The 25,365-nt window shown below is 66.2% G+C and carries 22 protein-coding genes and 1 pseudogene; 8 read left to right on the forward strand and 15 right to left on the reverse strand.

The genetic code is table 11. From position 1 onward, the window contains the following. Nucleotides 1-252: 252 nt before the first annotated feature. Nucleotides 253-1,032, reverse strand: a complete 780-nt coding sequence (locus FB478_RS13910; RefSeq protein WP_018772080.1) for a putative protein N(5)-glutamine methyltransferase — start codon at nt 1,030-1,032, stop codon at nt 253-255. 266 nt (nt 1,033-1,298) lie between these two features. Here FB478_RS13910 and FB478_RS13915 point away from each other — a divergent pair, with 266 nt between their 5' ends. Further along, nucleotides 1,299-2,345, forward strand: coding sequence for a beta-propeller fold lactonase family protein (locus tag FB478_RS13915; RefSeq protein WP_018772081.1), 1,047 nt, complete (start codon nt 1,299-1,301; stop codon nt 2,343-2,345). 182 nt (nt 2,346-2,527) lie between these two features. After that, on the forward strand, nt 2,528-5,683 hold the full coding sequence (locus tag FB478_RS13920; protein ID WP_144600914.1) for an alpha-amylase family glycosyl hydrolase: 3,156 nt from the start codon (nt 2,528-2,530) through the stop codon (nt 5,681-5,683). Nucleotides 5,684-5,777: 94 nt separating this feature from the next. On the opposite strand, the gene malQ is transcribed toward FB478_RS13920, so the two are convergent. Next, nucleotides 5,778-8,000, reverse strand: coding sequence for a 4-alpha-glucanotransferase (gene malQ, locus FB478_RS13925; RefSeq protein ID WP_144600915.1), 2,223 nt, complete (start codon nt 7,998-8,000; stop codon nt 5,778-5,780). Nucleotides 8,001-8,161: 161 nt separating this feature from the next. Then, nucleotides 8,162-8,896 carry a GAF and ANTAR domain-containing protein gene (locus FB478_RS13930; protein ID WP_144600916.1) on the reverse strand — a complete coding sequence of 245 codons (735 nt, stop codon included), beginning with the start codon at nt 8,894-8,896 and terminating at the stop codon, nt 8,162-8,164. Between the two features lie 177 nt (nt 8,897-9,073). On the opposite strand from FB478_RS13930, the gene FB478_RS13935 reads away from it, so the two are divergent. Next, the gene (locus tag FB478_RS13935; protein ID WP_056388212.1) at nt 9,074-10,120 is read left to right on the forward strand and encodes an aldo/keto reductase; all 1,047 of its coding nucleotides are present in this window, start codon (nt 9,074-9,076) and stop codon (nt 10,118-10,120) included. Between the two features lie 101 nt (nt 10,121-10,221). Then, nucleotides 10,222-10,395 (forward strand): annotated as a pseudogene (locus FB478_RS21490) (DUF3040 domain-containing protein); the annotation flags it as partial. Here the strand turns inward: FB478_RS21490 and FB478_RS13945 are convergent. The 10 genes from FB478_RS13945 to FB478_RS13990 all read right to left on the reverse strand — a co-directional run bounded on the left by FB478_RS13945 (nt 10,311) and on the right by FB478_RS13990 (nt 18,985). Continuing rightward, a complete protein-coding gene (locus tag FB478_RS13945) occupies nt 10,311-11,513 on the reverse strand; it encodes a DMT family transporter (protein WP_315898347.1) in 1,203 nt (400 codons plus the stop codon). The pseudogene FB478_RS21490 and the gene FB478_RS13945 overlap by 85 nt on opposite strands. Further along, a complete protein-coding gene (locus FB478_RS13950) occupies nt 11,510-12,106 on the reverse strand; it encodes a TetR/AcrR family transcriptional regulator (protein ID WP_144600917.1) in 597 nt (198 codons plus the stop codon). The genes FB478_RS13945 and FB478_RS13950 overlap by 4 nt, the downstream gene beginning before the upstream one ends. A gap of 74 nt (nt 12,107-12,180) precedes the next feature. After that, a complete protein-coding gene (locus FB478_RS13955) occupies nt 12,181-12,723 on the reverse strand; it encodes a gluconokinase (RefSeq protein ID WP_018772089.1) in 543 nt (180 codons plus the stop codon). After that, entirely contained in the window at nt 12,720-13,811 is a 1,092-nt protein-coding gene (locus FB478_RS13960) for an L-idonate 5-dehydrogenase (protein WP_144600918.1), read from the reverse strand. Before FB478_RS13960 ends, FB478_RS13955 begins: the two co-directional genes overlap by 4 nt. Then, on the reverse strand, nt 13,811-14,581 hold the full coding sequence (locus tag FB478_RS13965) for an SDR family oxidoreductase (protein WP_018772091.1): 771 nt from the start codon (nt 14,579-14,581) through the stop codon (nt 13,811-13,813). The genes FB478_RS13960 and FB478_RS13965 overlap by 1 nt, the downstream gene beginning before the upstream one ends. After that, nucleotides 14,578-15,519 carry a 2-hydroxyacid dehydrogenase gene (locus FB478_RS13970; protein ID WP_056388219.1) on the reverse strand — a complete coding sequence of 314 codons (942 nt, stop codon included), beginning with the start codon at nt 15,517-15,519 and terminating at the stop codon, nt 14,578-14,580. The genes FB478_RS13965 and FB478_RS13970 overlap by 4 nt, the downstream gene beginning before the upstream one ends. Nucleotides 15,520-15,564: 45 nt before the next feature. Further along, nucleotides 15,565-16,320, reverse strand: a complete 756-nt coding sequence (locus FB478_RS13975; protein WP_018763292.1) for an SDR family oxidoreductase — start codon at nt 16,318-16,320, stop codon at nt 15,565-15,567. Nucleotides 16,321-16,455: 135 nt separating this feature from the next. Next, entirely contained in the window at nt 16,456-17,469 is a 1,014-nt protein-coding gene (locus FB478_RS13980) for a biotin-dependent carboxyltransferase family protein (protein ID WP_144600919.1), read from the reverse strand. Continuing rightward, nucleotides 17,466-18,197, reverse strand: coding sequence for an allophanate hydrolase subunit 1 (locus tag FB478_RS13985; protein ID WP_144600920.1), 732 nt, complete (start codon nt 18,195-18,197; stop codon nt 17,466-17,468). Before FB478_RS13985 ends, FB478_RS13980 begins: the two co-directional genes overlap by 4 nt. 2 nt (nt 18,198-18,199) lie before the next feature. Continuing rightward, a complete protein-coding gene (locus FB478_RS13990) occupies nt 18,200-18,985 on the reverse strand; it encodes a LamB/YcsF family protein (RefSeq protein ID WP_144600921.1) in 786 nt (261 codons plus the stop codon). A 387-nt stretch (nt 18,986-19,372) separates the two neighbouring features. Here FB478_RS13990 and nac point away from each other — a divergent pair, with 387 nt between their 5' ends. Further along, nucleotides 19,373-20,335 carry a nitrogen assimilation transcriptional regulator NAC gene (gene nac, locus FB478_RS13995; protein WP_134166002.1) on the forward strand — a complete coding sequence of 321 codons (963 nt, stop codon included), beginning with the start codon at nt 19,373-19,375 and terminating at the stop codon, nt 20,333-20,335. 123 nt (nt 20,336-20,458) lie between these two features. Further along, nucleotides 20,459-20,701 carry a hypothetical protein gene (locus FB478_RS14000; protein WP_026266203.1) on the forward strand — a complete coding sequence of 81 codons (243 nt, stop codon included), beginning with the start codon at nt 20,459-20,461 and terminating at the stop codon, nt 20,699-20,701. 95 nt (nt 20,702-20,796) lie between these two features. On the opposite strand, the gene FB478_RS14005 is transcribed toward FB478_RS14000, so the two are convergent. Both FB478_RS14005 and FB478_RS14010 read right to left on the reverse strand, forming a co-directional pair. After that, a complete protein-coding gene (locus FB478_RS14005; RefSeq protein WP_144600922.1) occupies nt 20,797-21,492 on the reverse strand; it encodes a 4-carboxy-4-hydroxy-2-oxoadipate aldolase/oxaloacetate decarboxylase in 696 nt (231 codons plus the stop codon). A gap of 46 nt (nt 21,493-21,538) precedes the next feature. Beyond that, complete coding sequence (locus FB478_RS14010; protein WP_018772099.1) at nt 21,539-22,747, reverse strand: aspartate transaminase; 1,209 nt, start codon at nt 22,745-22,747, stop codon at nt 21,539-21,541. A 302-nt stretch (nt 22,748-23,049) separates the two neighbouring features. On the opposite strand from FB478_RS14010, the gene FB478_RS14015 reads away from it, so the two are divergent. Next, nucleotides 23,050-23,613 carry a hypothetical protein gene (locus tag FB478_RS14015; RefSeq protein WP_261377410.1) on the forward strand — a complete coding sequence of 188 codons (564 nt, stop codon included), beginning with the start codon at nt 23,050-23,052 and terminating at the stop codon, nt 23,611-23,613. Nucleotides 23,614-23,935: 322 nt separating this feature from the next. Beyond that, nucleotides 23,936-25,315, forward strand: a complete 1,380-nt coding sequence (locus FB478_RS14020; protein ID WP_056388237.1) for an MFS transporter — start codon at nt 23,936-23,938, stop codon at nt 25,313-25,315. The last annotated feature ends 50 nt before the right edge of the window (nt 25,316-25,365 follow it).

A 25,365-nucleotide genomic window follows, 5' to 3' on the forward strand; every position in this document is an offset into this window, starting at 1 on the left:
ACCACACCCCAACCTTCATCCCCCCACCCCACCTCGACCCCACCCAAAAACCCCAACAAAACCACTACTTCAAACCCCCACCACCACCCCACCAATACGAATAGGGAACGCAGTCTGGTAGGGAACGCGGCCTGGCGTACTGGGGTTTTCCGGACGGTTCAGAAGGACCGTTACGTGCGGTCCACGGCTGCTGGGCCTGGTTGGCTCGATCCTCCAGGCGGCAGGCAAGATATTGGGGAGCGGGAGGACGGGTTAGTGGGTCCCTGCCGCCACGCGCCCCACGACCACGGTGCCGTCCACTTCCTCCGAATGGACTGTCCGGGTGCCGAACCCGGCGGCGGCCAGGATCGCGGAGGTGCCGGATGCCTGCCGCTGGCTGGTTTCGATGATCAGGTGCCCGCCGGGAGCCAGCCATCCGATGCCCCCGGCGGCGACGCGTCGGTGGAAGTCCAGTCCATCAGGACCGCCATCGAGGGATGCCGCAGGTTCGTACAGCCGCGCTTCGGGGGGCATGGTGCGGATTGCCTCCGTGGGCACGTAGGGAGCATTGACCACGAGCACCCGGACGCGGCCACGCAGTTCACGCGGCAGGGCATCGAACAGGTCCCCCGCGTGAACCTGGCCGCCCACGGGCCCGACGTTCCGCCTGGCGCACCGGACGGCCACAGGATCGATGTCCGCCGCATGCACCTCCGCCCATGGCGCCTCATGAGCAATGGCCGCTCCCACGGCTCCGGACCCGCAGCAGAGGTCCACCACAACAGCGGGCTTCCGCCGGGGCCCCTCCGGCCACGTCGCCGGCAGCAGGGCGAGGGCCTCATTTACCAGCAGCCCGGTACGGCGGCGCGGCACGAAGACACCGGGCTCCACCAGAATGCGCCGGCCCGCAAATTCGGCCCAGCCCAGGATGAGTTCCAAGGGGACGCCTTCCACCCTGCGCCGGACATTTCGCGCTAAGTCGCCGGGAAGTGAGGCCTCCGCCAGCAGCAGGCGGGCCTCTTCCTCCGCGAAAACGCAGCCGGCGGACCGCAATGCGGAGACAATGCCTTCGAAGACCGGCGACGGGGCAGGACTGCCGGCAGTCCGTGAGTCGAGAGGGGGCACAGCAACGCCTTTCGGTGGGAAGACGGGCGTCCCCATGGCGGCTAGGCCAAGCTCTCCGGACGGCACCGAACGGGAATACCCAAAACTGTGACTGCGGTAATGGGATCCACCTCCTTCGTCCGCTGCTGGAAATCCCATGCTAATAGGTGGCCTTGTGCTCGGGAATGGATGCCAACTCTTGGCAGGATGGGTTAATGACCACGGGAACAGCCAGCAACATTCTTTGGATCGGCACCTACACCCCCGACGGCGGCGGCCGCGCCAATGGCATCGGGGCCGTGCGGGAGCATCAGGACGGAAGCCTTGAATGGTTGGGCACGGCAGTCCAGGCACAGTCGCCGTCGTTCCTGGCCGTGCACCCGACGCTGCCGTTGGTTTACGCAGCGGCGGAGCAGCGCAAAATGGTTCAGGCCTACCGCCGACGGGGTGACTTTGCGCTGGAACTGTCCGGGGCACCGGAGCCTGCCGGAGAGGCCACCTGCCACGTCGCCGTGGACCCGGACGGCCGGTTTGTCACCGCTGCATGCTGGGGTGACGGGCAGGTCCTGCTCTACGAGTTGGATGACGACGGCGGCATGACGGCACGGTTCCCCGCGGCACCGTCGGTTGACCCCCACGCCGGCCTTTTCCCCGGCAGCCCCAGGCCGAGCCGCGCCCATGCCAGCCTGATGCTGCGCGACGGGCGCATCATGACGACCGATCTGGGCCACGACACCCTCCGCATTTGGACCTATGAGCCGGGCACCGGCCTGGTAGCCGACCACGAGGTGGTCCTCCCCTGCGGCACCGGTCCCCGGCACATGGTGGAGCACCCCACGGGCAACGTCTTCATTGTGTCGGAGTACTCCGTGGAGGTCTTCGTGGTCCGGCCCGAGGCCGGCACCTATGAGCTGATATTCCGCGGACCTGCAACTGCGGGCGGCAGCCAGGACGGTGATTCGGCCGCCGAAATCTGCCTTGGCCCGCAGGGGAACTTCGCCTACGCCGGCGTGCGTGGATCCAACCTCCTCAGCGTCCTGGAAGTAGCAGCCGGCGGCACCGAACTGATCCCCGTCAAGGACTTCGACAGCGGCGGGGACTGGCCGCGGCACCACATGGTCCGGGGCAGCTGGCTGCACGTGGCCCACGAAAGGTCGGACAACATTGCCACTTTTGAACTGGATCCCGTCACCGGGCTCCCGGGCCCCGTGCTTCATGATCTTCGCACCCCCTCTCCCACTGCCTTGGTGTCCGCCGGCTAACTGCGATGCCCGCTACGGCTTCCTCCCCTTACTCTTCCCCAGACGCTGGAGTAATTCAGTGCAAGCGCTTACAGTTGTGACTTGGTTCACAGGTCTGCATGCTGTCCTTAGAACCCTCCTGCCGCATCCCTTGTCAACGGCAAGCCTGTACAGCAGCGCTGCTTCCCAGGAAGGTCTCACCCTTGTTATTCCGCACCCCTCCCGGCGCGCCCCCACGCGCCCAACTGCAGGCAAAGCCCGCAGGAACACAGCACCCCACAACCCGCCGCCGGGCCCCGGGCCGGGCAATCACGGCGAGGTCGGCGGCCGGCCTCCTTGCCGCTGCGGTGGCCGTTTCCGCAGCAGTCCTCCCGGCCCATGCCGCGGTGGGCCTCAAGGATTCAGGCTCCAAGAATCCCGGCGCCCAGGGCCAGGGATCCTCCACCGCCCTGCATTCGCTCCGCGGTCCCGTGACGGACGAGAACTTCTACTTCGTCATGGCAGACCGGTTCAGCAACGGCAGCACCGCCAATGACCAGGGCGGCCTGGGGCCGGATCCCATGGTCTCCGGCTTCGATCCCACCAGGAAGGGCTTCTACAACGGCGGCGACCTGGCCGGCCTGCGCAGCAGGATCGACTACATCCAGGGCCTGGGCACCACATCCATCTGGCTGACCCCCAGCTTCAAGAACAAGGCGGTCCAGCCCGAGGACAAGTCGGCAGGCTACCACGGCTACTGGGTCACCGACTTCACCCAGATCGACCCCCACCTGGGCACCAACGGTGAGCTCAAGGCCCTGATCGACGAGGCCCACGCCCGCGGCATGAAGGTCTATTTCGACATCATCACCAACCACACGGCCGACGTCATCGGCTACCAGGAGGGCAACCGGAAAGGCTACATCTCAAAGGACGCAGTCCCTTACAAGACAGCCTCCGGCGAAGCGTTCGACGACCGCGACTACGCCGGTACCGGAACCTTCCCCCGGCTGGACGCCAACACGTCATTCCCCTACAAGCCGGTCCTGGCACCGGGCGAAGAAAACCTCAAGGTTCCCGCCTGGCTGAACGACCCCACGCTGTACCACAACCGCGGCGACACCACCTTCACGGGTGAGGACTCCATGTACGGCGACTTCTTCGGCCTCGATGACCTCTTCACCGAAAACCCCGCCGTGGTGCACGGCATGGAGGACATCTATAAGTCCTGGATCGGCGACTTTGGCGTGGACGGTTTCCGGATCGACACCATGAAGCACGTGAACAACGAGTTCTGGCAGGAATTCGGCCCCAACGTCCTCAGCTACGCCAAGGAGCACGGCAAGGACGAGTTCTTCATGTTCGGCGAGGTCTTCGACACCACCAAGAGCTTGACGTCCCAGTTCACCACCCGCAACAAGATGCAGGCCGTGCTGGACTTCCCCTTCCAGGATGCCGCCCGCAACTTTGCCTCCAAGAGCCAGGACGCCAAGGCGCTCCAGGCGTTCTTCGCCGGTGACGACTGGTACACCGACGCCGATTCCAACGTCTATGAGTTGCCCACGTTCCTGGGCAACCACGACATGGGCCGCATCGGCAGCTTTATCGCCCAGGACAACCCCGCCGCAGGCGATGCCGAGAAGGTGGCACGCGACGAGCTGGCCCACGAGCTGATGTACTTCTCCCGCGGCAACCCGGTGGTGTACTACGGCGACGAACAGGGCTTCACCGGCCAGGGCGGCGACCAGGATGCCCGCCAGACCCTCTTCGCCAGCAAAGTCCCGGACTACCTGGACGACGACCTGCTGGGCACGGACGCCACCCACGCCACGGACAACTTCAACCCAAGCCACCCGCTTTACGCCAAAATCCGGGAGCTTGCAGCCCTCACCAAAGAGCACCCGGCACTGCGGAATGGCGCACACCAGCACCGCTACGCCTCTGACGGGCCGGGCATCTACGCCTTCTCCCGCACCGATGCCAAGGACCAGCGCGAATACGTGGTGGCACTGAACAACAGCACCCAGACACAGACGGTGGAAGTCCCCACCTACATCGCCAAGCGCAGCTACATGCGCGTTTACGGCGAAGGCGCCGATGAAGCCAAAACCTCTGACGACGCAAAACTGACCGTGACCGTGCCGCCGCTTTCCGCCGTCGTCTACGAATCCTCGGGCCGCATTCCGCACTCCAAGGAGGCTCCCGCCGTCGCCCTCCGGCAGCCGGCCGCCGCGCCTGGTGACAACGGACGCATCAACGTAACGGCCGACGTCGACGGTGCTTCGTTCTACGAGGTCACCTTTGAAGCCCGGACGGCGAGCGGCGCGTGGCAGCCGATCGGCACGGACGACACCGCTCCGTACCAGGTTTTCCACGACGTCGCGGCGCTGGATGCCGGCACACCGCTGGAGTACCGCGCCACCGTTCTGGACAACGGCGGGCATTCCGCCACCAGCCAAAGCCGCTCCGCGGCCGTACCCGCGCCCGTGCTGACCCTGCAGAAGCCTGCGGAGGGCAGCAGCGTGGAAGGCAAGGTTGAGCTCAGCGCCACCGCTGACCCGGAGAAGGCCAACCACGTGGTGTCCTTCGAGCGCAGTGTTGGCGGCGGGGTCTGGACCGCTGTGGGCACCGACTCGTCCTCGCCCGTCTACTCAGCAACCGACGACGTGACCGGGCTGGCGGACGGCACCAAGGTCCAATATCGGGCGGCCATGACCGGCACCGGCTACAACGTCACCAGCGAAACCAGGACTGTCACGGTGGGCCAGGCCCCGCAGCCCGACTCGGTCACGGTGGCCGGATCACTGAACCAGGCGATGGGCTGCAGCGCACAATGGGATCCAGGCTGCAGCCAGGCCCGGATGGTGTTGGACCCGGCGGACCGCATTTGGCGGCTGACCGTGGACCTGCCGGCCGGGAAGTACGAATACAAGGCAGCGCTCAACGGCGGCTGGGACGAAAACTACGGCGCCGACGGCCAGCTCAACGGGCAGAACATCGTGCTGGACCATCCCGGCGGCCCGGTGACTTTCCGTTATGACAACAGCACCCACCTGCTCAGCGCCGTCTACGCCTCGCAGCAGCCGGCCGCCGTGGCGGCAGCCGGAAGCATGGACAGCGAGCTGGGCTGCGCCTCGGACTGGGAGCCGTCCTGTAACCAGGCGCAGTTGGTGCTGGACCCGGCAGACCTCGTGTGGAAGCTGTCCGTTCCGGACCTTCCTGCGGGAAGCTACGAGTTCAAGGCGGCCCTGAACCGCAGCTGGGACATCAGTTATGGGGCCGGCGGCGCTTCCCCGGGTGCCAACATAGTGTTTGAGCACGACGGCGGCCCGGTCACCATCCGGTACGACCACTTCACCCATGTGATCGCCGCTAACTAGTTCACCCGCCGAACAAGGCAAACCAGGCAAAGCAACTACGGCAACAGGCCCCGCCGCTTACAAAAGCGGCGGGGCCTGTTGCCTTGAGAACCGCTTAGGCCCGGTGCAGGGCTCCCTCCACCGCCGCGAGCAGCGAGTTGAACCGCTTGTTGGCGGGGAGGTCATCAAGGTAGACGGGTTTGCCGTCCGGCCCACCCAGGGGCACCTGCCAGTTGGGGTACAGGGCTTCTGTGGTTCCGGGCTGGTTCTGGACCCTCCGCTCCCCCACCGCATCCACCAGGGCCACGCCGAGCAGGACCGACGGCGCCTGGGCCAGCAGCAGGTGCAGCGCCTCGATGGTGTGCTCCTCGGACGGCTGCCCCTCCACGCCGCCGGCGGCGCCCTCGGAGAGGTACCCGCGCTCGCGCAGCAGGGCGAACATCTTCTCCAAAGACGCGTTGTGCTCCGCGCGCTCCTCCTGCTCGGACCGTTCCAGCAGCCCCAGCCGGCTTCGGAGCCCCACATGGTCCCCGGCAAGGTAGCCGGCGGTGGGTGGCAGGTCGTGGGTGTTGACGCTGGCGAGCGCCTGCGTGCGGTACTTTTCGGGCGCAAGGGGCGAATCGCCGTCGTACTCAAACCACAGGATGGACGTGCCCAGGATCCCCCGGGCCGCAAGGTAGTCACGCACCCAGGGCTCGAAAGTGCCCAGGTCCTCCCCGATCACCACGGCACCGGCGCGGTGCGCCTCGAGCGCGAGGATGCCGATCAGGGCCTCGTGGTCGTAGCGGACGTAGGCGCCATCCCCCGGAGCGTTCCCCATGGGGATCCACCACAGCCGGAAGAGTCCCAGGATGTGGTCCACGCGGATGCCGCCGGCATGCCTGAGCACGTTGGCCAGCATGTTGCGGAACGGTTCATATCCGGCCTCGGCCAGGCGTGCGGGGTGCCATGGGGGCTGGCCCCAGTCCTGCCCCTGCTGGTTGTACATGTCAGGAGGTGCGCCCACGCTGGTGTTCGGGGTCAGCACGCCGCGCAGCGTCCAGGCGTCGGCACTGCTGTGGTCCACGCCTACTGCAAGGTCGTGCACCACGCCCAGCCGCATCCCCGACCGGAGCGCGGCCCTCTGGGCGTTCTCGAGCTGCTCGTCGCAGATCCACTGCAGCCAGCGGTGGAACCCGATCCGGTCCGCCAGCTTCTCCCGGAGGGCTTCGGCTTCCGGTGTTCCGATGGCGCACTCCGGGTCCGTCCACAGGGGGTCGTCCGGCGCCAGGTCCTCGCGGATGGCTGACCAGAGCGCGAAGTCCTCCAGGCCGCGGCCGGAGCTGCGGCAGAACTCATCGAAGGCGGCCTGCCGGGCCGGTGAACGGCGCGTGTGATAAAGCATTTCCAGCGCCTGCAGCTTGGCCGCGTACACGGCATTGCGGTCGAGGCGGGTGCCTTCCCGGTTCAGCCCTGCCACTTCCTCGTGCAGCTTTTCCAGCGCCGCACGTTTCCGCGGCCGGAGGTATGCCAGCTCGGGAATGGCCTCGATGCGGATGTACAGCGGATTGAAGAACCGGCGGGTGGACGGCGAGTAGGGCGACGGCTGGACCGGCGGTACCGGCTCGGCCGCGTGCAGCGGGTTGACCAGCACGTAGTCGGCGCCGCGCGCACCACTGATCGCGGCCAGGTCCGCCAGGTCCGCAAAGTCGCCGATGCCCCACGACCGCTTTGAGCGGACCGAATACAGCTGCGTGGCCAGCCCCCAGCCGCGGCGTTCCTCCAGCGGCTTTGCCGTGGCCAGCCGCGCAGGGGTTACCACCAGGGCGGCGCTGGCCATAGCGCCCTCCGACTCGACATGCAGCGTGTGCCAGCCCAAGGGCAGGTCCTGGGGAAGGGCGAAGGTGGCACGTCCCGTGGAGACGCCGTCCACCTCCCGGGGCTGGACCCAGACATCCTGCTGGACCGCTTCGCGCTGTCCGGTTCCACCTTCCAGGGTGACGGTCAGGCGCGCGGTGGCGCCGTCGCGCACGTGGACCGGCACTTGGGCCGGTTCGCCCTGCTTAATGACGACGGCGGGCGGCAGCATCCGCCGCCACGGCGCCAGTTCGGCTTCGGCCAGGGCAGCCTCAATGTGACTGTTGGTGTGTGCCTCAACACCGAGGGCTGCCAGCACCTTGACCAGCGTCTCCTGGGCAACGGAATGCGGCAGCCCATCCCAGCCCTGGAAGGACGTACCCACACCATGCGCGTCGGCCAGCTGCTGCAGCAGGTGCGGATCGACTGGCCCGGCCGCAGCGGCGGGAGGGCCTGCTGGGATCGCTGGGCCTGGTGCGTGCTGCTGGTCTGAAGCCGTCATGGGTGTCCGCCTCGTCTGTGATGGTCCCGGAACTTACAGTGCTGTTGTACCGGGCGCTGACACCCCCGTGCACAACCGTTGGTTCAGATTATTGCAGGGCGGCGCGGAGGCGAAACCGGGACGGCATCCAGGCGGATCAGGACGGGTTCCGGAGGTGGACGTTACGGATCGAAGTGCGTGGTCACGGCTCCGTCGCTGACCCGGCCGATGACTCCCGCTGCAAGGTCCCGCAGCTTCTGGTTCTGGTGGCTGGACGCCTTGGTGAGCAGGGCCATGGCTTCATCCTGGCTGCACCGGTTCTGGGCCATGATCACCCCGCACGCCAGGTCGATCGTGGTGCGGTTGGCCATTGCGGCCCTCAGGTCGTCCGCCAGGTTCTGGGCGTCGGCGATCCGCAGTGCCAGCCTCAATGCGCGGCCCGCGAGGTCAGCAAACCCCTCAGCCCTGCGAACGACTTCGTCAGCGAAGACGTCCGGTTCCGAAGCGAAAAAATTCAACGCGGCGGACTGGTGCCCGTCCAGGGCAAGCGGGACGCCCAGGACGCTGCGGCAGCCGTTCTCGGCCAGCAACTTCTGGTACTTGGGCCAGCGGGTATCGGTCTCCACATTGGAAAGGATGACGGGCTTCATGGCCTCCAGCGCCGCAATGCACGGACCTTCACCCAGGACCTGCTCCAGCTTGTCCAGGACAACGGCGCGTTCACTGCTGCCCGCAATGGTGGCACTGCGTTTGCGGCGCTGGAGGGTCACGCCGCACTCGACGAACACGCCCGCGTCCTCGCTGACGGCGGAGGCTGCAACAGAGGACAGCTCAGTCAGGAAATCAGCAACATTGCCGCTGCCCATGATGATGTCATGCAACTGGACGAACTGGTCGTCACTATTGGAGGAGCCCATCCCTCAATATAGGCGCTATGGAGTGCCGCGTGCGCGCCACAAAACGTCATTTGCGGGGCGCCGGTTACTCCGTACGACGAAAAGAGAAGGACTAAGGCGGGAATCTGTGGCGGCCTGCCGAATCTGTGTAGCCTCGTGACGATCCAAGGCACGGCAACTGAATGGAGGAGGCCGCAGATGAGCCTGAGCGAACTGCGGGTGTTCGGACGGTCGGGAACCCCCATCAGTCCCCTCACCCTTGGCACCATGAACTTCGGCGAGGGGAACGGCAGCTCCCAGGGCGCCCCCACCGGCGCGGACGAGAGCATCCGGATCATCCATGAAGCCCTGGACGCCGGCATCACCGCAATCGACACCGCTGACGTCTACTCCCAGGGTGAGTCCGAACAGGTGGTGGGCCGGGCCCTCCGCGGCCGCCGGGACGATGTCTTCCTGGCCACCAAGTTCCACGGCCAGATGAGCCCCAACCCGGCGCACTCCGGGAACTCGCGGCGCTGGATCACCCAGGCCGTGGAGGGCAGCCTCCGGCGCCTGCAGACGGACCGCATCGACCTGTACCAGGCGCACCGGCCGGACTACAACACCGACGTCCTGGAGACCATCACCACCCTCAACGACCTGATCCGCCAGGGCAAGATCCTGTATTACGGGACTTCGGTGTTCACCCCGGCCCAGCTGGTGGAGGCCCAGTGGCTGGCCACCACAAACCATCTGATCCCGCCGCTGGGCAACCAGGTTCCGTACTCCATGCTGGTCCGCGGCAACGAGCGGGACGTCCTGCCCATCGCCCAGCAGTATGGCCTGGGCGTGCTTGCCTACGGCCCACTCGCGGGCGGTTGGCTGTCCGGCAGCTTCGTCCTCGAATCGGGCAAGCCGCCCACCCGGGTCCACACACTGCCCGGCCGGTACGACATCTCCGGGCCATCCAGCGAGCGGAAGCTGCTGGCCGCGGACTCGCTGGCCCGGCTGGCGGACAAGCTGGAAATGTCCCTGGTGGACCTGGCCGTGGGGTTTGCCCTGACCCATCCCGCCATCAGCAGCGTGATCATCGGCCCGCGCAGCGAGGAACACCTCCGGGCGTACCTGCGCGCGGCGGATGTCCAGCTGGGCGAGACCGTACTGGATGCCATCGACGACCTGGTGCCGCCGGGAACCAACTTTGTGGAGCGGGACGCGGGCGCAATCGTGCCGTCCATCGAGTTCGCGGAATTACGACGCCGGTAGGCGGCTTCCAGCCCGGACCCCGGACTATTGACTAACCGGTAGAAGGCTCCTACGGTCGATACCGATACCGCCGCCCAAGGAAGCCGGGGCCTGCCATGCCAATGTCCGATGAGGAGCGACGCCTGCTCAAGGAGCTGGAACTGGGGCTGATCGCGGACGATCCCCACCTGGCCATGGAACTGCTGTCCGGCTATCCGGCACGCCGTCTCCCCGCAGGCCTGTTCCCGGGCATGGCGGCGGCACTGATTGGTGTGGTGCTCATTATAGCGGGGGCCGGGCTGCCGGCTCCCGGTGCGGTGGTGCTAGGGATTCTGTTGCTGGGGCTGGGCGCCTGCCTGCTGCTCGGTCCCACGGTGCTGGCCCGGAGCGGCGGCCGGCAGACCACCGGCTGATGGCCGTGGTGATGCACGTCCGCGGCCCCCGGTGCCGCAGCAGTTTGCCGCCGCGGCGCCAGGATGAACATGCTTGCCAGGACGACGGCGGCGCCAAGCCAGGCAAGTGCTGGGAGCCGTTCTCCCACCACGAGCACGGCCAGGACGGCGGCCACCACGGTTTCGAGCAGCGAGATGCCGGTGGCCGTGCTCGCCCCTACCCGGGCCAGGCCCCACCCGAACAGCAGGTACCCGGCAAACATGGGGACCGCCGCCATGTAGGCGCCGACGCTGACGCTGGTCCAGGACTCCAGCAGCGGGCGTCCCGTTGCGGCAAGGACAGGCACCAGGAGGAGCCCGCCGAGTCCGAAAACGGCGCCCATGGCCGCCCGTGAAGAGACCCCGTCACCGGTCAGCCGGTGTGCCGCCCAGGAGTACAGAGCATAAGTAGTTCCGGCCAGCAGCCCCAGCAGGATTCCCGCCGTCGGCGCCAAGGAAGTCAAAGTCAAGGAAGTCGAGTTCCAGGAATCAGCCCCGGCGCCAGCAGCCCCGTGTGCGGGTGCTGCCGGCGAGTGCCCGGCAAGGGACAGCAGGGCTGCGCCGCCAATTCCCAGCAGCGCCCCGAGAATCCAGCGTCGGCTCAGCGGCTTCCCGTCCGCGAAACGTTCGATCAGGGCGGCCGCTACCGGAGCTGAACCGATGGAAACCACCGTACCCACGGCCACTCCGGAGAGGCGCATGGAACTGTAGAAGGCCAGGGGGTAGACAGCAACCGCCACGGCACCGAGAGATACCAGGCGCCATCGCGCAAGCAGGCTGCCCGACTGAACGGCAATGTGCCGTGCGGCGTACAGTGCCTGCATCAGTCCGCCCAGCCCCATTGCCACCGCGCCGATGGCCAGTGGGCTCACGGCGGGCGCGAAGGTGGCCGCTGTTCCGGTGGTTCCCCAGAGGATGGATGCCGCCACTATGGAGAGCGCTCCCCAGGGCTGGGCCTGCTGATGGTTTGGCTTGTTGTTCACAGGTCGTCCAGCAGTTGCCCGGCGATGGCCCGGGCTTGCCGCAGCGGCACGTCGCCGCCCTCCAGGCCTGCCCTGGCCATGGCACCTTCGAGGAGGAAGGCCAAATGGGCGGCAACGGCAGGCGCCTGCCCCTCCCTCCCGGGCAACAGTGCCGTGACGTGCCGGGCCAGGAGTTCCTGCACTTCCTCCTTGTGGAGCCGCACTGCAGTCCGCCCGGGGTCCCCTGCGGGCAGTTCAGCCGCCGCGTTGAGCAGCCCGCAGCCGCGGAATCCGTGCTGGTAGGCGGCATTTGCGTGGTCCAGGTAGGCGTCGAAGACCGCCAGTGCCTGCTCCGATGGGGTCCCGGCCTTTTCCAGCCGCGTCCGGTAAAGGCCGAGCCACTCCTCATGCCGTGCTTCCAGGTAGGCGGCCACGAGGTCCGCTTTGGACGTGAAGTTGTTGTAGAGGCTTTTTTTGGCAACGCCCGCCTCGGCAGTGATGGTGTCGATCCCGGTGGCCGCAACGCCGCGGGCATAGAAGAGGCGGGCGGCGGCGTCGAGCAGCAGGTCCCGGGCGGGGCGGCGGCTGGTCGCCGAGGCGCGTGACACAGGCATGGGGCTCCTTGCGGTGGTAGTAGGTAGGCCAGTCTACCTACTACCACCGCAAGGGCGGAACACCCGTTTGTGAATCAGGCGGTGCGGACCGCCTTAGCGGACACGGCCTGGAGCTCCGTGGCCAGCCGTTCCACCAGGAGTTCCGGGGGCTCGGTGATATCGGCCAGGAGGTGGGCCTCGTCCTCGTCCAGTTCCTCCAAGGCTGCGAACTGGGATTCCAGCAGGGTCCGCGGCATGAACTCGTGGGCGCGGGCTTCCATCCGCGCGCCAATGGTGCCCGCGCTTCCGGTCAGGTGGATGAAGACAACATCCGGCGCTGCGCTGCGCAGCAGGTCCCGGTAGCGGCGCTTCAACGCTGAGCAGGCGACGATAGGCGGGACTGTTGTGACGCCGTCGGCCTTTCCTGCGAGCAGCTCCCCCAGCGTGCCAAGCCAGGGCTCCCTGTCAACGTCCGTGAGCGGTTTGCCGGCGCCCATTTTCTGCTTGTTGGCGGCCGGATGGAAATCGTCGCCATCGAAGAATGGCATGTCCAGGCGCAGGCCCAGCAGGGAGCCCATGGTGGATTTCCCCGAGCCGGACACGCCCATCACCACCAGGGGCGGCAACGGGGCGTTCACCGTTCCTCCCCGTTCCCGTCGAAGCTGAGGAGGACTTTGCCGGAACTGGTGGAGTCCTTGGCCACCTCGAAGGCGTGCAGGGCGTCCTCCACGGGGTATTGGTGGGTGATGACGGGGTCGATGTGCAGTGACCCGTCGGCAAGCGCCGCGATGACCTCGTCGATTTCGTCGTTGAAGCGGAAGGAGCCCTTGAGGTCCAGTTCGCGGGTGATGGCCAGCGAGATGGGTAGCGGCTGCATGCCGGTGGGCAGCAGCCCCACCAATACCACGGTCCCGCCCCGCACCGCGCCGCGGATGGCGGAGGCCAGTCCGTGGTGGTTGCCGGAGGATTCGATCACCACGTCCGCCTCCACGGCGGCGATCGCTTCCGTGTCTGCGGCGTTGATGACCTGGTCCGCGCCGACGGCCTTGGCGATCTCCAGCGGCTTGGGATGGAGGTCCACAGCGGTGATGTGCGCTGCACCGGCACGTTTGAGGACCGCGACAGCGAGGGCACCGATGGGGCCGGACCCGATCACCAGCGCGGTCTTCCCGGCCACGTCCCCGGCGCGGGAGACCGCGTGCCAGGCCACGGACGCGGGTTCGACCAGGGCGGCCGTGCGCAGGTCGATGCCCTCGGGCAGGGCCCGCAGCATCCGGACGGGCAGGTTCACGTACCGGCTGAAGGCGCCGTCGGTATGCGGGTAGCGGGCGGCGCTGCCCAGGTAGGTGCAGCCGGGTGAGAGGTTGGGCCGGTCCGCGGGGTACCTGGCCGCGCCGGGTCCCGGGGTGGCGGGGTGGACGGCGACGGCGGTTCCGGGCTGCGGTCCCTGGCCGTTGGCGGCGGCGCGGACCACCACGCCGGAGATTTCGTGGCCCAGGACCAGGGGTGCCTTCAGGATGGATTCCCCGGCCGCGCCGTGCAGCCAGTAATGCAGGTCCGAGCCGCAGATGCCGCCGTACAAGACCTCGACGACGGCCTGGTCATCCGCCGGCAGGGCCAGCGGGACCTCATCGATCCGGAGGTCCCCGGCGGCGTGGGCCACCACGGCCGGCCCGGAGGCGGGCAGCGTGTTGGGGCCTGGCTGGACGGGTGTGTTCGCGGGCATCAGACCACCACCGTCATTCCGCCGTCGATGAAAATGGTCTGGCCGTTCACGAAGTCCGACCCGTCCGAGGCCAGCCAGACCACGGGCCCGGCCAGGTCCTTCGGCGTGCCCCAGCGGTGGGCCGGGGTGCGGCCCAAGATCCAGGTATTGAACTGTTCGTCGTCCACCAGGTTCTGCGTCATCTCGGTGTGGATATACCCCGGCGCGATCCCGTTGACCTGCAGGCCGGAAGCGGCCCACTCGGCCGTCATGGCCCGGGTGAGGTTCCGCAGCCCGCCCTTGGCGGCAACATACGGGGCGATAGTGGGGCGGGCCAGGTCCGTCTGCACCGAGCAGATGTTGATGATCTTGCCCCGGCCGCGCGGAATCATGTGCCGGGCCGCCTCCCGCCCCACGAGGAACGCACTGGTCAGGTCCGTGGAAATGACCCGCTCCCAATCCGCCACCTCAAGGTCCAGCATCGGCACCCGGTGCTGGATCCCGGCGTTGTTCACCAGAATCTCCAACGGACCCACGTGCTCTTCGATCCACGCGATGCTGCGGGCTGCCGCCTCGCCGTCGGTGACGTCAAACGCGATGCTGGCGATGCGGCCGGCCGGAAAGTCGGCGGCGAGCGCGGCTTCGGCTTCCTTGAGCCGCTCCGGGTTGATGCCATTCAGCACAACCGTGGCACCGGCGTCGGCCAGTGCCCGGGCGAGTGACGAGCCGATGCCGCGGCTGGAGCCGGTGACCAATGCGACGCGGCCGGTGAGGTCAAACAGTGAGCTCATGCGAACGGTCCCTGCTGCACCAGGTTGACCGGGGTTTCGCCGGCGGCGAGGGCCTCAAGCTGCCGTTTCAGGAGTTTCAGGATCCGTGGTTCGAACGCTGAGGCGTTGCCGCCAACGTGGGGGGTGATGAGGGCGTTCTCCGACGACCAGAGCGGGTGGCCGGCGGGCAGCGGTTCGGGGTCGACAACGTCGATGGCGCAGTGCAGGCGGCCGGACACCACTTCAGCCGTTAGGGCGTCGGTGTCGATCACGGCGCCGCGGCCGACGTTGACCACCAGGGCGCCGTCCGGCAGGGCGGCCAGGACCTTGGCTCCCACCAGGTGGTGGGTCGCCTCGGTGAGGGGAAGGACGGAGACCAGGATGTCGTGGCCGGCGGCGAGCGCCACGAGTTCATCCGGACCGTGGACCTGGCCGTCCGCATCGGTCCGTGCGGCGCTTCCCACCCGGGTCAGTGTGACTTCGAAGGGCTCCAGGCGGCGGGCCAGCTCCTTCCCGATTCCGCCGATGCCCAGCAGCAGGACCTTCCGGTCGGCCAGCGACTGGCGGCGTTGCGGGTTCCAGCGTTCGGCCTGTTGATCGCGGGCGGCCTGGTCGATGCCGCGGAGCTTGGCGAGGATGAGGCCAACGGCCAGCTCCGCGGTGGCAGCTGCATGGACGCCCGAGGCGTTTGCCACGGCGGCGGCCGGACCCGCTGCCTCGCGGACGCCGTCGAACCCTGTTGACTGAGTTTGCACGAACTTCAGGTCCGGGACCTTGCCAAGGTTAGCCAGGACCGCGCCGGCATTGAGGTACGGCAGGATGACCCCGTCGATGCTTCCGTGGGCCTCGTCAGGGGCCCCCTGCATGTCCCACACCACTCCCGTCAGTCCCTCCGGGAGCGGGGACAAATCGGCCAGGAGCTGGGGTTCGGGGAAACTGACGGTTTGCACGTGCTGCATCGTTGAAGGCCTATCGGTTGGTGGGAAGGTGCTGCGGGCGGATCGTTATGCGTCGCGGCGGTCGAAGGTCAGTCCGCCGGGGACCTGGAAGGTGGGCATGAGCTCGAGCATGCCCACATTCACGTGGCGCGGGGTTTCAATGGCGTAATCAAGGGCATTGACGATGTCGTCCGTGGTGAGCGACTCGTAGCCCTCGTAGTAGGTCTGCCAGGCTTCTTCCATGGCCTCGGGGCTGCCGCCCAGGTTGCGGCCGAAGATTTCGGTCTCCACCCGGCCGGGGCAGATTTCGGTGACGCGGATGCGCTTGCCGACCGTGTCGTTGCGCAACTGCCGGGAGATCTGGTGCACGGCGGCCTTGGTGGCGTGGTACGCGGTGTGGCCGTAGAAGTTGTAGAGCCCGGCGATCGAACTGATGTTGACCACGTGGCCCAGGTCCCGCTCCACCATGCCGGGCAGCACCAGCCGGGTGAGCTGCAGCAGGCCGCGGAGGTTGACGTCGATGAGTTCGTCGATGTCCTGCTCGGAGGAGTCCAGGATGTTGCCGGTCCGGGAGACCCCGGCGCAGTTCACCAGGACGTCCACCTTGAGGTCGCGGACGACGCCGGCCAGGGCGGCGGTGTCGGTCAGGTCCACCACATGCGGGACTGCTCCCGTGCGGTCGGCCAGTTCGGCGAGGCGTTCCTCGTTGCGGGCCACCGCGTGCACGGTCAATCCGCGCTTGGCGAGACGTTCGGCGATGGCCGCGCCCATGCCGGTGGACGCTCCGGTGACGAGGGCTGTGGTGTAGTCGGAAAAAGGCACAGGGACTCCAATAAGTGGTAAATGGCGGGGCTCTTAGGTCCGGCAATGGCTGGGCGTAGTGGTTGGCAGGGCGTTAGGGATCGCGTAGCGGTTTGTGGGTGCGGTCCCGGGCGGTGGCACGGGCATTCATGATGTTCAGGCTCCTGACGCCGGGCTGAGTTCGTGCCAGCGCTGGCCGGCGCCGACCCCCAGGAGTCCAAAGACTGTGTTCACGGTGTTCCGGAGTCTGTCCAGTTCCAGGCAGGCTGTGCGGTGCATGGCTGTTGCTTCAGCCACGGTTGTCTTTCTGAAGGTGACGGTGTGTCCGGGCCTGGACTGTGCCAGGACATCCAGGGAGCGGCTTGTGACGACCCCCAGGACCGGATAGCCCGCCGTAACGCCGCGTCCCCGGTGCAGGACCAGCAGTTCGTCCCGGGACGGAACCTCGATGGCCCCCACCGGGACACCGCGGGAGAGGACCTCGGAGGTGAGTTGGCGTTCGGGCAGTGCGCCGCCGAGCCGGAGTCCGATGTGGTTGCTTCGGGGGCTCACGGTGTACTGCGTGGTGAAAAGCAGGTCTGCGGTGTTGCCGAATTCGGCTACGTCCGGCCCCTCGGTGACGTCGATGACCGGGTGGGTGGTGAATTCCGGCTTTGCCAGCCCCAGCCGGAACAGGGGCAGGCCGAAGTATGGCTGGGTGAGGGGCGCGGTGGTCTTTTGCGTTGCAAGCCGGGTGCCCTCAACAAGTTTCAGTCCGAAGCCCACCACCGTGTCCGGTGCGCAACTGCCCAGCAGCGTGGGGACAGTGAAGGATCCGCGGACGGCGATGTAGGCCCGGAGACCGGTGCGGATTCCGCGGACCGCCACTGTTTCGCCGGCCCGTACGGAGACGGGCTCCCACTGGGGGCAATCCCGGCCGCCCACCGAGAGGTCCAGCGGCGCGCCGGTCACGGCGATCAGCAGGTCCGTGGTGGCGCGCATCCTGAAGTCCAGGGCGGTTAGTTCCAGCAGCGGATCGTTGTCCCCGTTGCCGGCCAGGATGTTCGCGGCCTTGGCCGAAAACTGGTCCAGGGCGCCGTTGACGGGGAGTCCGAATGCAGGACCCTTCGTCCGGCCAAGATCGGTGACGACGGAGTGTCCGGGCTGAAGGACGACAAGTGACCCGGTCATGGCCGGGCCTCCAGGAACTGCCCCTCATACTTTCCGAAGTCCTCCGCGGGAATGCGGTAGAAGCGCAGTTCATCGCCGGGGACGTAGGGCACCAGGGGTTCGCGTGCTGCGTCCAGGACCGTCAGGGGGGTCTGGCCGATGACGCACCATCCTCCTGGTGCGACGGCGGGCGCGATCACGGCTTGGCGTCCGGCCACGGATACTGCACCGGCGGGTACGGACAGCCGCGGGTCCTTGAGCCTGGGGACGGGGACCGGGAAGTCTGGTCCGTCCATCATGGGCGAGCCTGCCGGCGCTCCGAGGCAGCGGATGACGTAGGTCTTGGCCGTGTGCCGGGCGATAACGTCCTGGACATCCAGGCCCTGGTGCTCTGCCACGCTTTCCAGGTCCGGCCCGTAGCTGCCCCCGTACACGACCGGCACCTCGAAGCGGCGCGGCTCGCGCAGGGTGGTGCCAACAAAGTCCAGCTGGCGCATCCCCAGGAGGATGAACGCCCTGACCTGGCGGGCGGAGGTGAGGTAGGGGTCGAATTCGACCAGGACGGAGTCGTAGGTGGGAACGGCGCCATGGATGCCTTCGACGCCGGCGGCCGCCAGCCAGCCGGCCAGGGAGTGGACCGTGGCCCAGTTGGCTTCTGCGTCACCGGCCTGTGCCACCACACGCAGGGCGGCGTCGCCTGACTCGTAGATGTCCAGCATTGTCCGGCTGGTTGTCGTTGGGGCGGCCATGGTCAGGAAACCTTTTGCTTTGCGGCGAGCACTTGTGCCAACGGGGCAATGGTGACGCCTGCGGCGATCAGTTCGCTGCGAACCAGGCGGGCAAGTTCGACGGCACCCGGATTGTCGCCGTGGAGCAGCACCGTGTCGGCATGGATGGCGATGTCGCTGCCGGAGACTGTTTCGATGAGTCCTTCGGTCACCATCCGCACAGTGCGCCGGACAATGACGGAGGGGTCGTGGATCACGGCGCCGGGCCGGCTGCGCGGCACCAGAGTACCGTCATCCTGGTAGGCGCGGTCCGCGATGCCAACGATGGCCACCCGCAGGCCGCGCTCCGCCGCCGCAGTGGCGAGTTCACCGTCCTGCGCCAGGATGATCAGCTTCGGGTCCGCCCGGGCGGCGGCATCTGCTACGGCTCGGGCGTAGTCCGCGCGAGTGGCCACCAGGTTGCCCAGGCGGCCGTGGGGAGCCAGGTGGGAGACGGTACCGCCGTGGTAGGCGGCAAACGCCGACAGGGCACCCAGCTGGTAGATCACATCGTTGCGGACTTCGTCAGCCGTGAGGTCCATGGCCCGGCGGCCGAAGCCGCGAAGATCCGGGAAGCTCGGGTGGGCGCCGATGCCGACTCCCGTCCTGACACATTCAGCCACGGTGGCGTCCATGATGTCAGGGTCCCCCGCGTGGAAGCCGCAGGCGATGTTGGCGCTGGAGACGATTTCCAGGAGGGCGTTGTCGTCGCCGATCGAGTAGGCGCCAAAACCTTCACCAAGATCCGCTACGAGATCAACTGTGGGCATTGCGGGCCTTCCTCTGCTGGTGCTGCGGGTGTAAATCAGTGTGGCATCGGGATTGGAGCCACACAAAGACGAATGCGGTATCACGCTATAGGGAACTGTTATGACCTTTAGGGGTGCTATTGGCGAAAATTCAAGCGGCCCTTATTTCGTAACAACAAGACTGGCTTTTCCAACAAATTTTTTCCCTGCTTATGCACAAAACATATGCCGGCATCAAAACCGGCGATGGCTTGGGTCGGGATAGAATGATCTGGTCATTGGAAAAGTCATCTGCAATTAACCTATGCCCGAGACTCGGATCACACAAAGACGTATTGCCTGTCCCGCCATAGCGCCAACGTATGACCCCGCAGGCTGTGCCGTCCCCGGCTGGAAAAGAGGAGCGCTATGGACACCCGGAAGCTGGCGTACTTCGTGAAGATCGTCGACTCAGGAAGCATCACCAAGGCGGCCGCCGCCCTCCATGTCGCCCAGCCGGCGCTGAGCCAGCAGGTGTCGGCCCTGGAAACGGAGCTGAAGCAGCGGCTCCTGATCCGGAGCAAGCAGGGCGTGGAGCCCACGGCGGCCGGCCATACCCTCTACCGGCACGCCCAAACCATCCTGCGCCAAGTGGAGCAGGCAAGGATCGATGTGGCAGCTTCAGGAGCGGCACCTTCCGGGCGCGTCTCCATAGCAATCGCTCCCTACAGCATGGCCTCAAGCCTTACCCCGCGGATTATCCGCGAAGTAGGGCGGCGCTACCCCGACATCGTGCTGCACCTGACCGAGATATACGGCGGCGTACTCAGCGAGGCCATCAAGAACGGGCGGCTGGACATGGCCCTCATCTATGAACCGGGGCCCATCCGGGGTGTGCAATTCACCACCCTCATCGTCGAGGACCTGTACCTGGTGGTCAACGCCGCGCGGGAGCTTCCGGTGGATCCCGGGGCCGGCACCATCGCCCTGGAAGCGGCGGCCACGCTGGGCCTGTTCCTGCCCGAACGGATCCACACCCTCCGCCAGGTGGTGGAGGCGGGCTTCGACAGCAAGGGCCTCACGCTGCACCTGGTGGGGGAAGTGGAATCGGTGCCGTCCCTGACCAGGCTGCTGCGCAGCGACCTGGGTGCGACCATCCTGCCAAAGTCGGCCGCGGATGCCCTGTTCCATGAGGAGGACTTCCGGGTCCTGCGGATCACCGGGCCTGCACTCCAGTGCAAGATCGCGCTGTGCACTCCGGACCACGAACCGCTCTCTGAGGCCGGTTCCGCCGTTCTGCTGGTGCTGAAGGAAATGCTCCAGGAAATGCTGCGCAGCAAATACCAGCCGCTTTCCAGCGAAACACCCTCAGCTGGCGCGGGCGCATCATAAGCGGCCCTTATCAGGTCACGCTCCATTAGTCTTAGCCATGGAATTTGCTGCGTCCTAGGATAAAAGCCATAAAGGTTCGCCAACGGCGTTTACCCGGCACAAATGATTCCCTTGGAGCCCAGCATGAAAAAGATCACCAGCCTGCAATACCGGAAATCCTCGGAACGAAGGATCCAGCTTAAGGCCAGCACCGGTTCGCATTGCCCCACCAATGGTTTCTGGCGGGCCGAGGACGGCGCTGCCTCGGATCCGGTGTTTGTCTTCGAGGGCAGCATGATGCCGCCGGGCAAGCGGGGATCCACCATGTGGTACCTGGATGACTCCCAGGTGGGGCCGCCTGCGTACCTTCTTCCCGGGATCAACTGAGGTGGCTTGAACCACCCCCCCGCCGGCGGCCAAGAGAAGGCCCGGAGTTCCAAAAGGAACTCCGGGCCTCTGTGGTTTAACCCCATCGGTGTGAGCTACAGCGCAGGTTCCAATTCGGCGTCTTCCACCAGCAGCCCCTTTGCCTTCAGGACCTCGGTCAGGTTGCACAACTCGATGGTGGTGCCACCCTCCTTGTAGCGGCGGATGAGGTCGTCCTCAGCGTCCACGCGTGCCTGCGACAGCCTGATGACTTCCTCGATCTCATCCTTGCGGACCACCACCACACCGTCGGCATCACCCAGCAGGACATCGCCCGGGTAGACAATTTCGCCGCCGAACACCAGGGGATGGTTGATCGGGCCAATGGTTTCCTTGACGGTCCCCTTGATGCAGACACTGCCGGAGAACACCGGCAATCCGAGTTCAATCAGGTCCTTGGTGTCGCGGACGCCTGAATCCGTGACCATACCCGCCAGGCCTTTCGCCTTCATGGCGTTGCCCAGCACATCGCCGAATGCCCCGGCTTCCTCGTACTCACCGGCTGCCACCAGGACAACGTCGCCCTGCTTGGCGTAGTGAATGGCCACCTGAAGCATCAGGTTGTCCCGCGGTGCACAGACCACGGTGACGGCGGGGCCGCAGAAGGACATGCTGCGGTCAATCGGCTTGATCTTCGAACTCAGCGCACCTTTGCGGCCCTGTGCTTCATGCACGGTGGCAGATGAGAACTTGGAGAGCCGCTGAACGGCATCTTCGGAAGGGCGGTCGAATTTCGTTTTGACATGGATCATGAGGTGCTCCTGTTTTGTAGAAAGCGTGGGCAAAGCAGTGATTGGGTCAGGCCAGCGCCCTGACGGCCTTTTCGATGGCAGCGATGGAATCCTCGATCACCGGCAGGCCGGTGGCATAGGAAATCCGGAAGTAGGGGCTTAGTCCGTACGCCGAACCCTGGATGACGGCAACGGACGCCGCTTCCAGGAGATACAACGTGAAGTCCTCGTCGTTGCTGATCCGCCTGCCGTCGGGTGTCGTCTTGCCGATGACCCCGGCGCAGTTGACGTACGCGTAAAAGGCGCCTTCCGGCGTCGCGCACTGCAGGCCATTGACCGCGTTAAGCCCGGCGACTGCCGCATCACGCCGTTCGCGGTACACCTCCACGCTTTCGCGGACGAACGCATGGTCTCCGGTGAGTGCCGCGGCGGCAGCCGCCTGGCTGATCGAGGACGGGCAGGAGGACATTTGGGACTGCAGCTTGTTAATGGCAGCCACCAGGGGCGCCGGGCCGCCGGCGTAACCCAGCCGCCATCCGGTCATCGCGTAGGCCTTGGAGACCCCGTTGGTGACCAGCACGCGGTCCTTAAGCTCAGGGGCAACGGCCACGAGACCCGTTATGGGCTCTTCGCCGAAGTGGATCTCGTCGTAGATCTCATCGGTGAGGACATAGACGTCAGGGTGGTCCTTGAGGACGGCGGCCAGGCCTGCCAGTTCTTGGCGGGAGTAGACCGCTCCGGTGGGGTTGGAGGGCGTGTTGAGGATGACCCACTTGGTGTGCTCCGTCAGTGCGCCTGCCAGTGCCTCGGGGGTTAGTTTGAAACCGGTGTCCTCACCACAGGAAACGATGACGGGGGTGCCTTCGTTGGCGAGCACCATGTCCGGGTAGGAGACCCAGTACGGCGCTGGAATGACAACTTCGTCGCCCGGATCGAGGGTGGCCATGAACGCGGTGAAGATGACCTGCTTGCCGCCTCCCCCGATGGTGATTTCGCCGGCGGTGTACTGCTGCCCTGTTTTGCGGTGCAGCGTCTGCAGGATGGCCTTTTGCAGTTCGGGCGTCCCGGTGACCGATGTGTACTTGGTTTCACCACGGTCGATGGCCGCGACGGCAGCGTCCTTGATGTGCTGGGGCGTGTCGAAGTCCGGCTCGCCGACCGTCAGGTCCAGGATCCGGCGGCCCTCGGCCTTGAGCTCCCGGACACGGGCCGCCGCGGCAACGCTGGGTGAGGATTTGATACGGGTTACGCGTGATGCGGGCACGAATTCAGGCATGGTGTCTTCCAGGCTTCCGGTACGGATGGGGGTGGTTCATTTGAGCCTAGGGAAGGAGCCGCCCCCTTGGATAAGACCTAAAGTGCGTGGACAGATAAGCAGCCCTTATGACGGAGCACCTAGAACTTTCGCCTATTGCTCCAAGTACTTTCGGTATTGCCCTGCCGGTTTGACCGGGGCGTAACCTGCAGGGTGGATAACGGGCCCAATGAAGGCACACCGCCGGCCCCCGCGACGCCTCCACGTCCGACGGGCGGGAAGCCGCGCGGGCAGGCGAACACCAACGGAGACAGGGAGCAGAGGTGCCCGGCAGAAAAATTCACGATCGGATACCTCCGCGTTCAGCCAGGACCGGCACGGGCGCGGCCGGCGTGGCAGCGTACCGGTACCGCGGCGTCCCGAAGCCGGACCCCGCCACGGCCCGAGCCCAACAAGTCCTGGCCATGCTGGCCCAGCTGAGGACGACCCTCGCACTTCGGTCCAGCAGGGTACGTGCCCTCACCGCCGAGTTGGGTGATTGCCTTGCCCAGGCCGTGTGCGATGGCGTGAAGGTTGCCGCCGTCGCGAAGGCCGCCGGACAGCCTGCAGCAAGTATCCGGTCTGCCGCGCTGGCACGCGGCGAGCTGTACCCGTCCGGCCAAACCCGGAGCGGGCATCTTCACCTCATTGCGGGATTGGCTTCGGAGCTGGCGGCAGCAGAAGGCGCCCGGAACGACGCGGAAGAACAACGAACGCAGGTTCTGGCCCTGGCCAGGAAATCCCGGCTCCTTGACGACTACCAACTTGCCGGGGCAAGCGGGCTTAAGTCCGACGAAATCCGCAAAATGACCAGGGGCGTCGGCTTGCGTGTGGCCCAGCCGCAGTAATCGTCCCGCCTGATCCCCGGCCGGCGGGCCGGCGGGCCTTCCGCCCTCCCATCCCCGTTCCACGGCGAGCTTCCGTGTTGTCCAAGGTCTCCGGTCCTTCGACTCCAAGCCATAACAAATCGCTATGTAGGTACATAAAAGCCGACTTTGTGTGACCCATACCGCAAACGTTAACTTGATGTTTGAGGCCGGTCCGCAAAGCCGTAAACACGATTTGCGAGAGAGCTCACAGCAGGACCAACAGGACATTCCACTCAAGATCTCTTTCCGAGAGCCCAGGTTTAGCGGCAACCGGTGTTCACCCATCACCCACGGAGACGAAATGACAGAAACCACACTTCCCAGGAAGACCCCGGTCAAGGCCGCAATCGCGGCCTGGATCGGTACGACGTTGGAGTACTACGACTTCGCGGTGTACGGCACCTCGTCGGCGCTGGTTCTGAACGTGCTCTTCTTTTCACCCGAGCTGCCCCAGGGCCTCAGCGTACTGCTCGCCATGATCACCTTCGCGGTCGGCTACGCGGTGCGCCCCCTCGGCTCCCTCATCCTGGGGCCGCTGGGCGATCGTCGCGGCCGCAAGTTCGTCATGATGATCACACTGTTCGGCATCGGCGGCTGCACCTTCCTGATCGGGTGCCTCCCCACATACGCCCAAATCGGGCCTCTTGCTCCAGTCCTGCTCGTGCTGATCCGCGTCATCCAGGGACTGTGCCTTTCCGGCGAGCAGCCCAGTGCCATCACCATGAGCCTGGAGCATGCTTCCGAAGGCCGGCGCGGGTTCCTCGCGAGCTTCACCACCTTGGGTTCCTCCTCCGGCACGCTGCTTACCCTGCTGGTCTTCATCCCGATCGCCGCCATGCCCTCGGAGCAGTTGCTGAGCTGGGGTTGGCGGCTGCCGTTCTGGGCCTCCGCCCTCGTAGTCGTCGCTGCCTACCTGATCCGCCGCCACATCGAGGAGCCGCCGGAGTTCGTAAAGGCCCAGGCCGCCAAGGTGAACGTTGCTCCCCTCCGGCATCTTCTGCGCTTCCACTGGCGTGCGGTGCTGCGGATCGTGTTCTGTGCCCTCATCGCGGGCACGAGCTACATGATGCAGACCTTCTCGGTGGCATTCGGTACCGCCGGCTACAAGCTGGATAAGCCGACCATGCTCCTGACGACTACCGTCTCGGCCGTGATCGCCCTCGGCATCACGCCCCTCGCAGGATTCCTTGTGGACAAGATCGGCCGCAAGACGATGTTCCTCATCGCAACGGGCGGCGTGGGCGTCACGATGGTCCCCTACCTGTGGTCAATCACGACCGGGAACTGGTCGCTGATCTTCCTGTTCGGCATCATCAACTACTCCCTCTTCTACTCAATGGTGAACGCGTCCTGGCCGTCATTCTTCGCGGAGATGTTCCCCGGCCGCCTGCGCGTCTCCGGACTCGCCCTTGGGACTCAGGTCGGCTTCGCCATCTCGGGCGTCATCGGCCCCGTTCTCTCGACAGCCCTCGCTGGCCCCGACCTGAAAGATTGGGTCGGACCGTCCATGGTCGCGCTCGGGTTCATGGTCCTGGCCGGAGCCTCAGCCCTGACCGCCAAGGAGACCAAAAAGTACACCCTCAAGGAGCTCGACGAGGTGCAGCAGAGCGAACGGGAAACGTCCGTCCTCACGGCCGCGGCCATGTCCCCAAGCTCAGCTGCCCGCGGCCTCGCCGGTTAGACCCAAAAGCTGGATGACGGGATATCTCCCTTGAGATGATCACGGACTCG

The organism is Arthrobacter sp. AG367 (assembly GCF_007828995.1).
Taxonomy (GTDB): domain Bacteria; phylum Actinomycetota; class Actinomycetes; order Actinomycetales; family Micrococcaceae; genus Arthrobacter.

What these genes read in the sequence shown, in the direction of transcription:
- FB478_RS13965 (WP_018772091.1), bottom strand. Translation starts at nt 14,581, where the DNA reads ATGAGCTCACTGTTTGACCTCACCGGCCGCGTCGCATTGGTCACCGGC.
- FB478_RS13950 (WP_144600917.1), bottom strand. Translation starts at nt 12,106, where the DNA reads ATGCCTGTGTCACGCGCCTCGGCGACCAGCCGCCGCCCCGCCCGGGAC.
- FB478_RS13990 (WP_144600921.1), bottom strand. Translation starts at nt 18,985, where the DNA reads ATGCCCACAGTTGATCTCGTAGCGGATCTTGGTGAAGGTTTTGGCGCC.
- FB478_RS13970 (WP_056388219.1), bottom strand. Translation starts at nt 15,519, where the DNA reads ATGCAGCACGTGCAAACCGTCAGTTTCCCCGAACCCCAGCTCCTGGCC.
- FB478_RS13960 (WP_144600918.1), bottom strand. Translation starts at nt 13,811, where the DNA reads ATGCCCGCGAACACACCCGTCCAGCCAGGCCCCAACACGCTGCCCGCC.
- FB478_RS13915 (WP_018772081.1), top strand. Translation starts at nt 1,299, where the DNA reads ATGACCACGGGAACAGCCAGCAACATTCTTTGGATCGGCACCTACACC.
- FB478_RS13980 (WP_144600919.1), bottom strand. Translation starts at nt 17,469, where the DNA reads ATGACCGGGTCACTTGTCGTCCTTCAGCCCGGACACTCCGTCGTCACC.
- FB478_RS14000 (WP_026266203.1), top strand. Translation starts at nt 20,459, where the DNA reads ATGAAAAAGATCACCAGCCTGCAATACCGGAAATCCTCGGAACGAAGG.
- FB478_RS14005 (WP_144600922.1), bottom strand. Translation starts at nt 21,492, where the DNA reads ATGATCCATGTCAAAACGAAATTCGACCGCCCTTCCGAAGATGCCGTT.
- FB478_RS14020 (WP_056388237.1), top strand. Translation starts at nt 23,936, where the DNA reads ATGACAGAAACCACACTTCCCAGGAAGACCCCGGTCAAGGCCGCAATC.
- nac (WP_134166002.1), top strand. Translation starts at nt 19,373, where the DNA reads ATGGACACCCGGAAGCTGGCGTACTTCGTGAAGATCGTCGACTCAGGA.
- FB478_RS14010 (WP_018772099.1), bottom strand. Translation starts at nt 22,747, where the DNA reads ATGCCTGAATTCGTGCCCGCATCACGCGTAACCCGTATCAAATCCTCA.
- FB478_RS13930 (WP_144600916.1), bottom strand. Translation starts at nt 8,896, where the DNA reads ATGGGCTCCTCCAATAGTGACGACCAGTTCGTCCAGTTGCATGACATC.
- FB478_RS13935 (WP_056388212.1), top strand. Translation starts at nt 9,074, where the DNA reads ATGAGCCTGAGCGAACTGCGGGTGTTCGGACGGTCGGGAACCCCCATC.
- malQ (WP_144600915.1), bottom strand. Translation starts at nt 8,000, where the DNA reads ATGACGGCTTCAGACCAGCAGCACGCACCAGGCCCAGCGATCCCAGCA.
- FB478_RS13985 (WP_144600920.1), bottom strand. Translation starts at nt 18,197, where the DNA reads ATGGCCGCCCCAACGACAACCAGCCGGACAATGCTGGACATCTACGAG.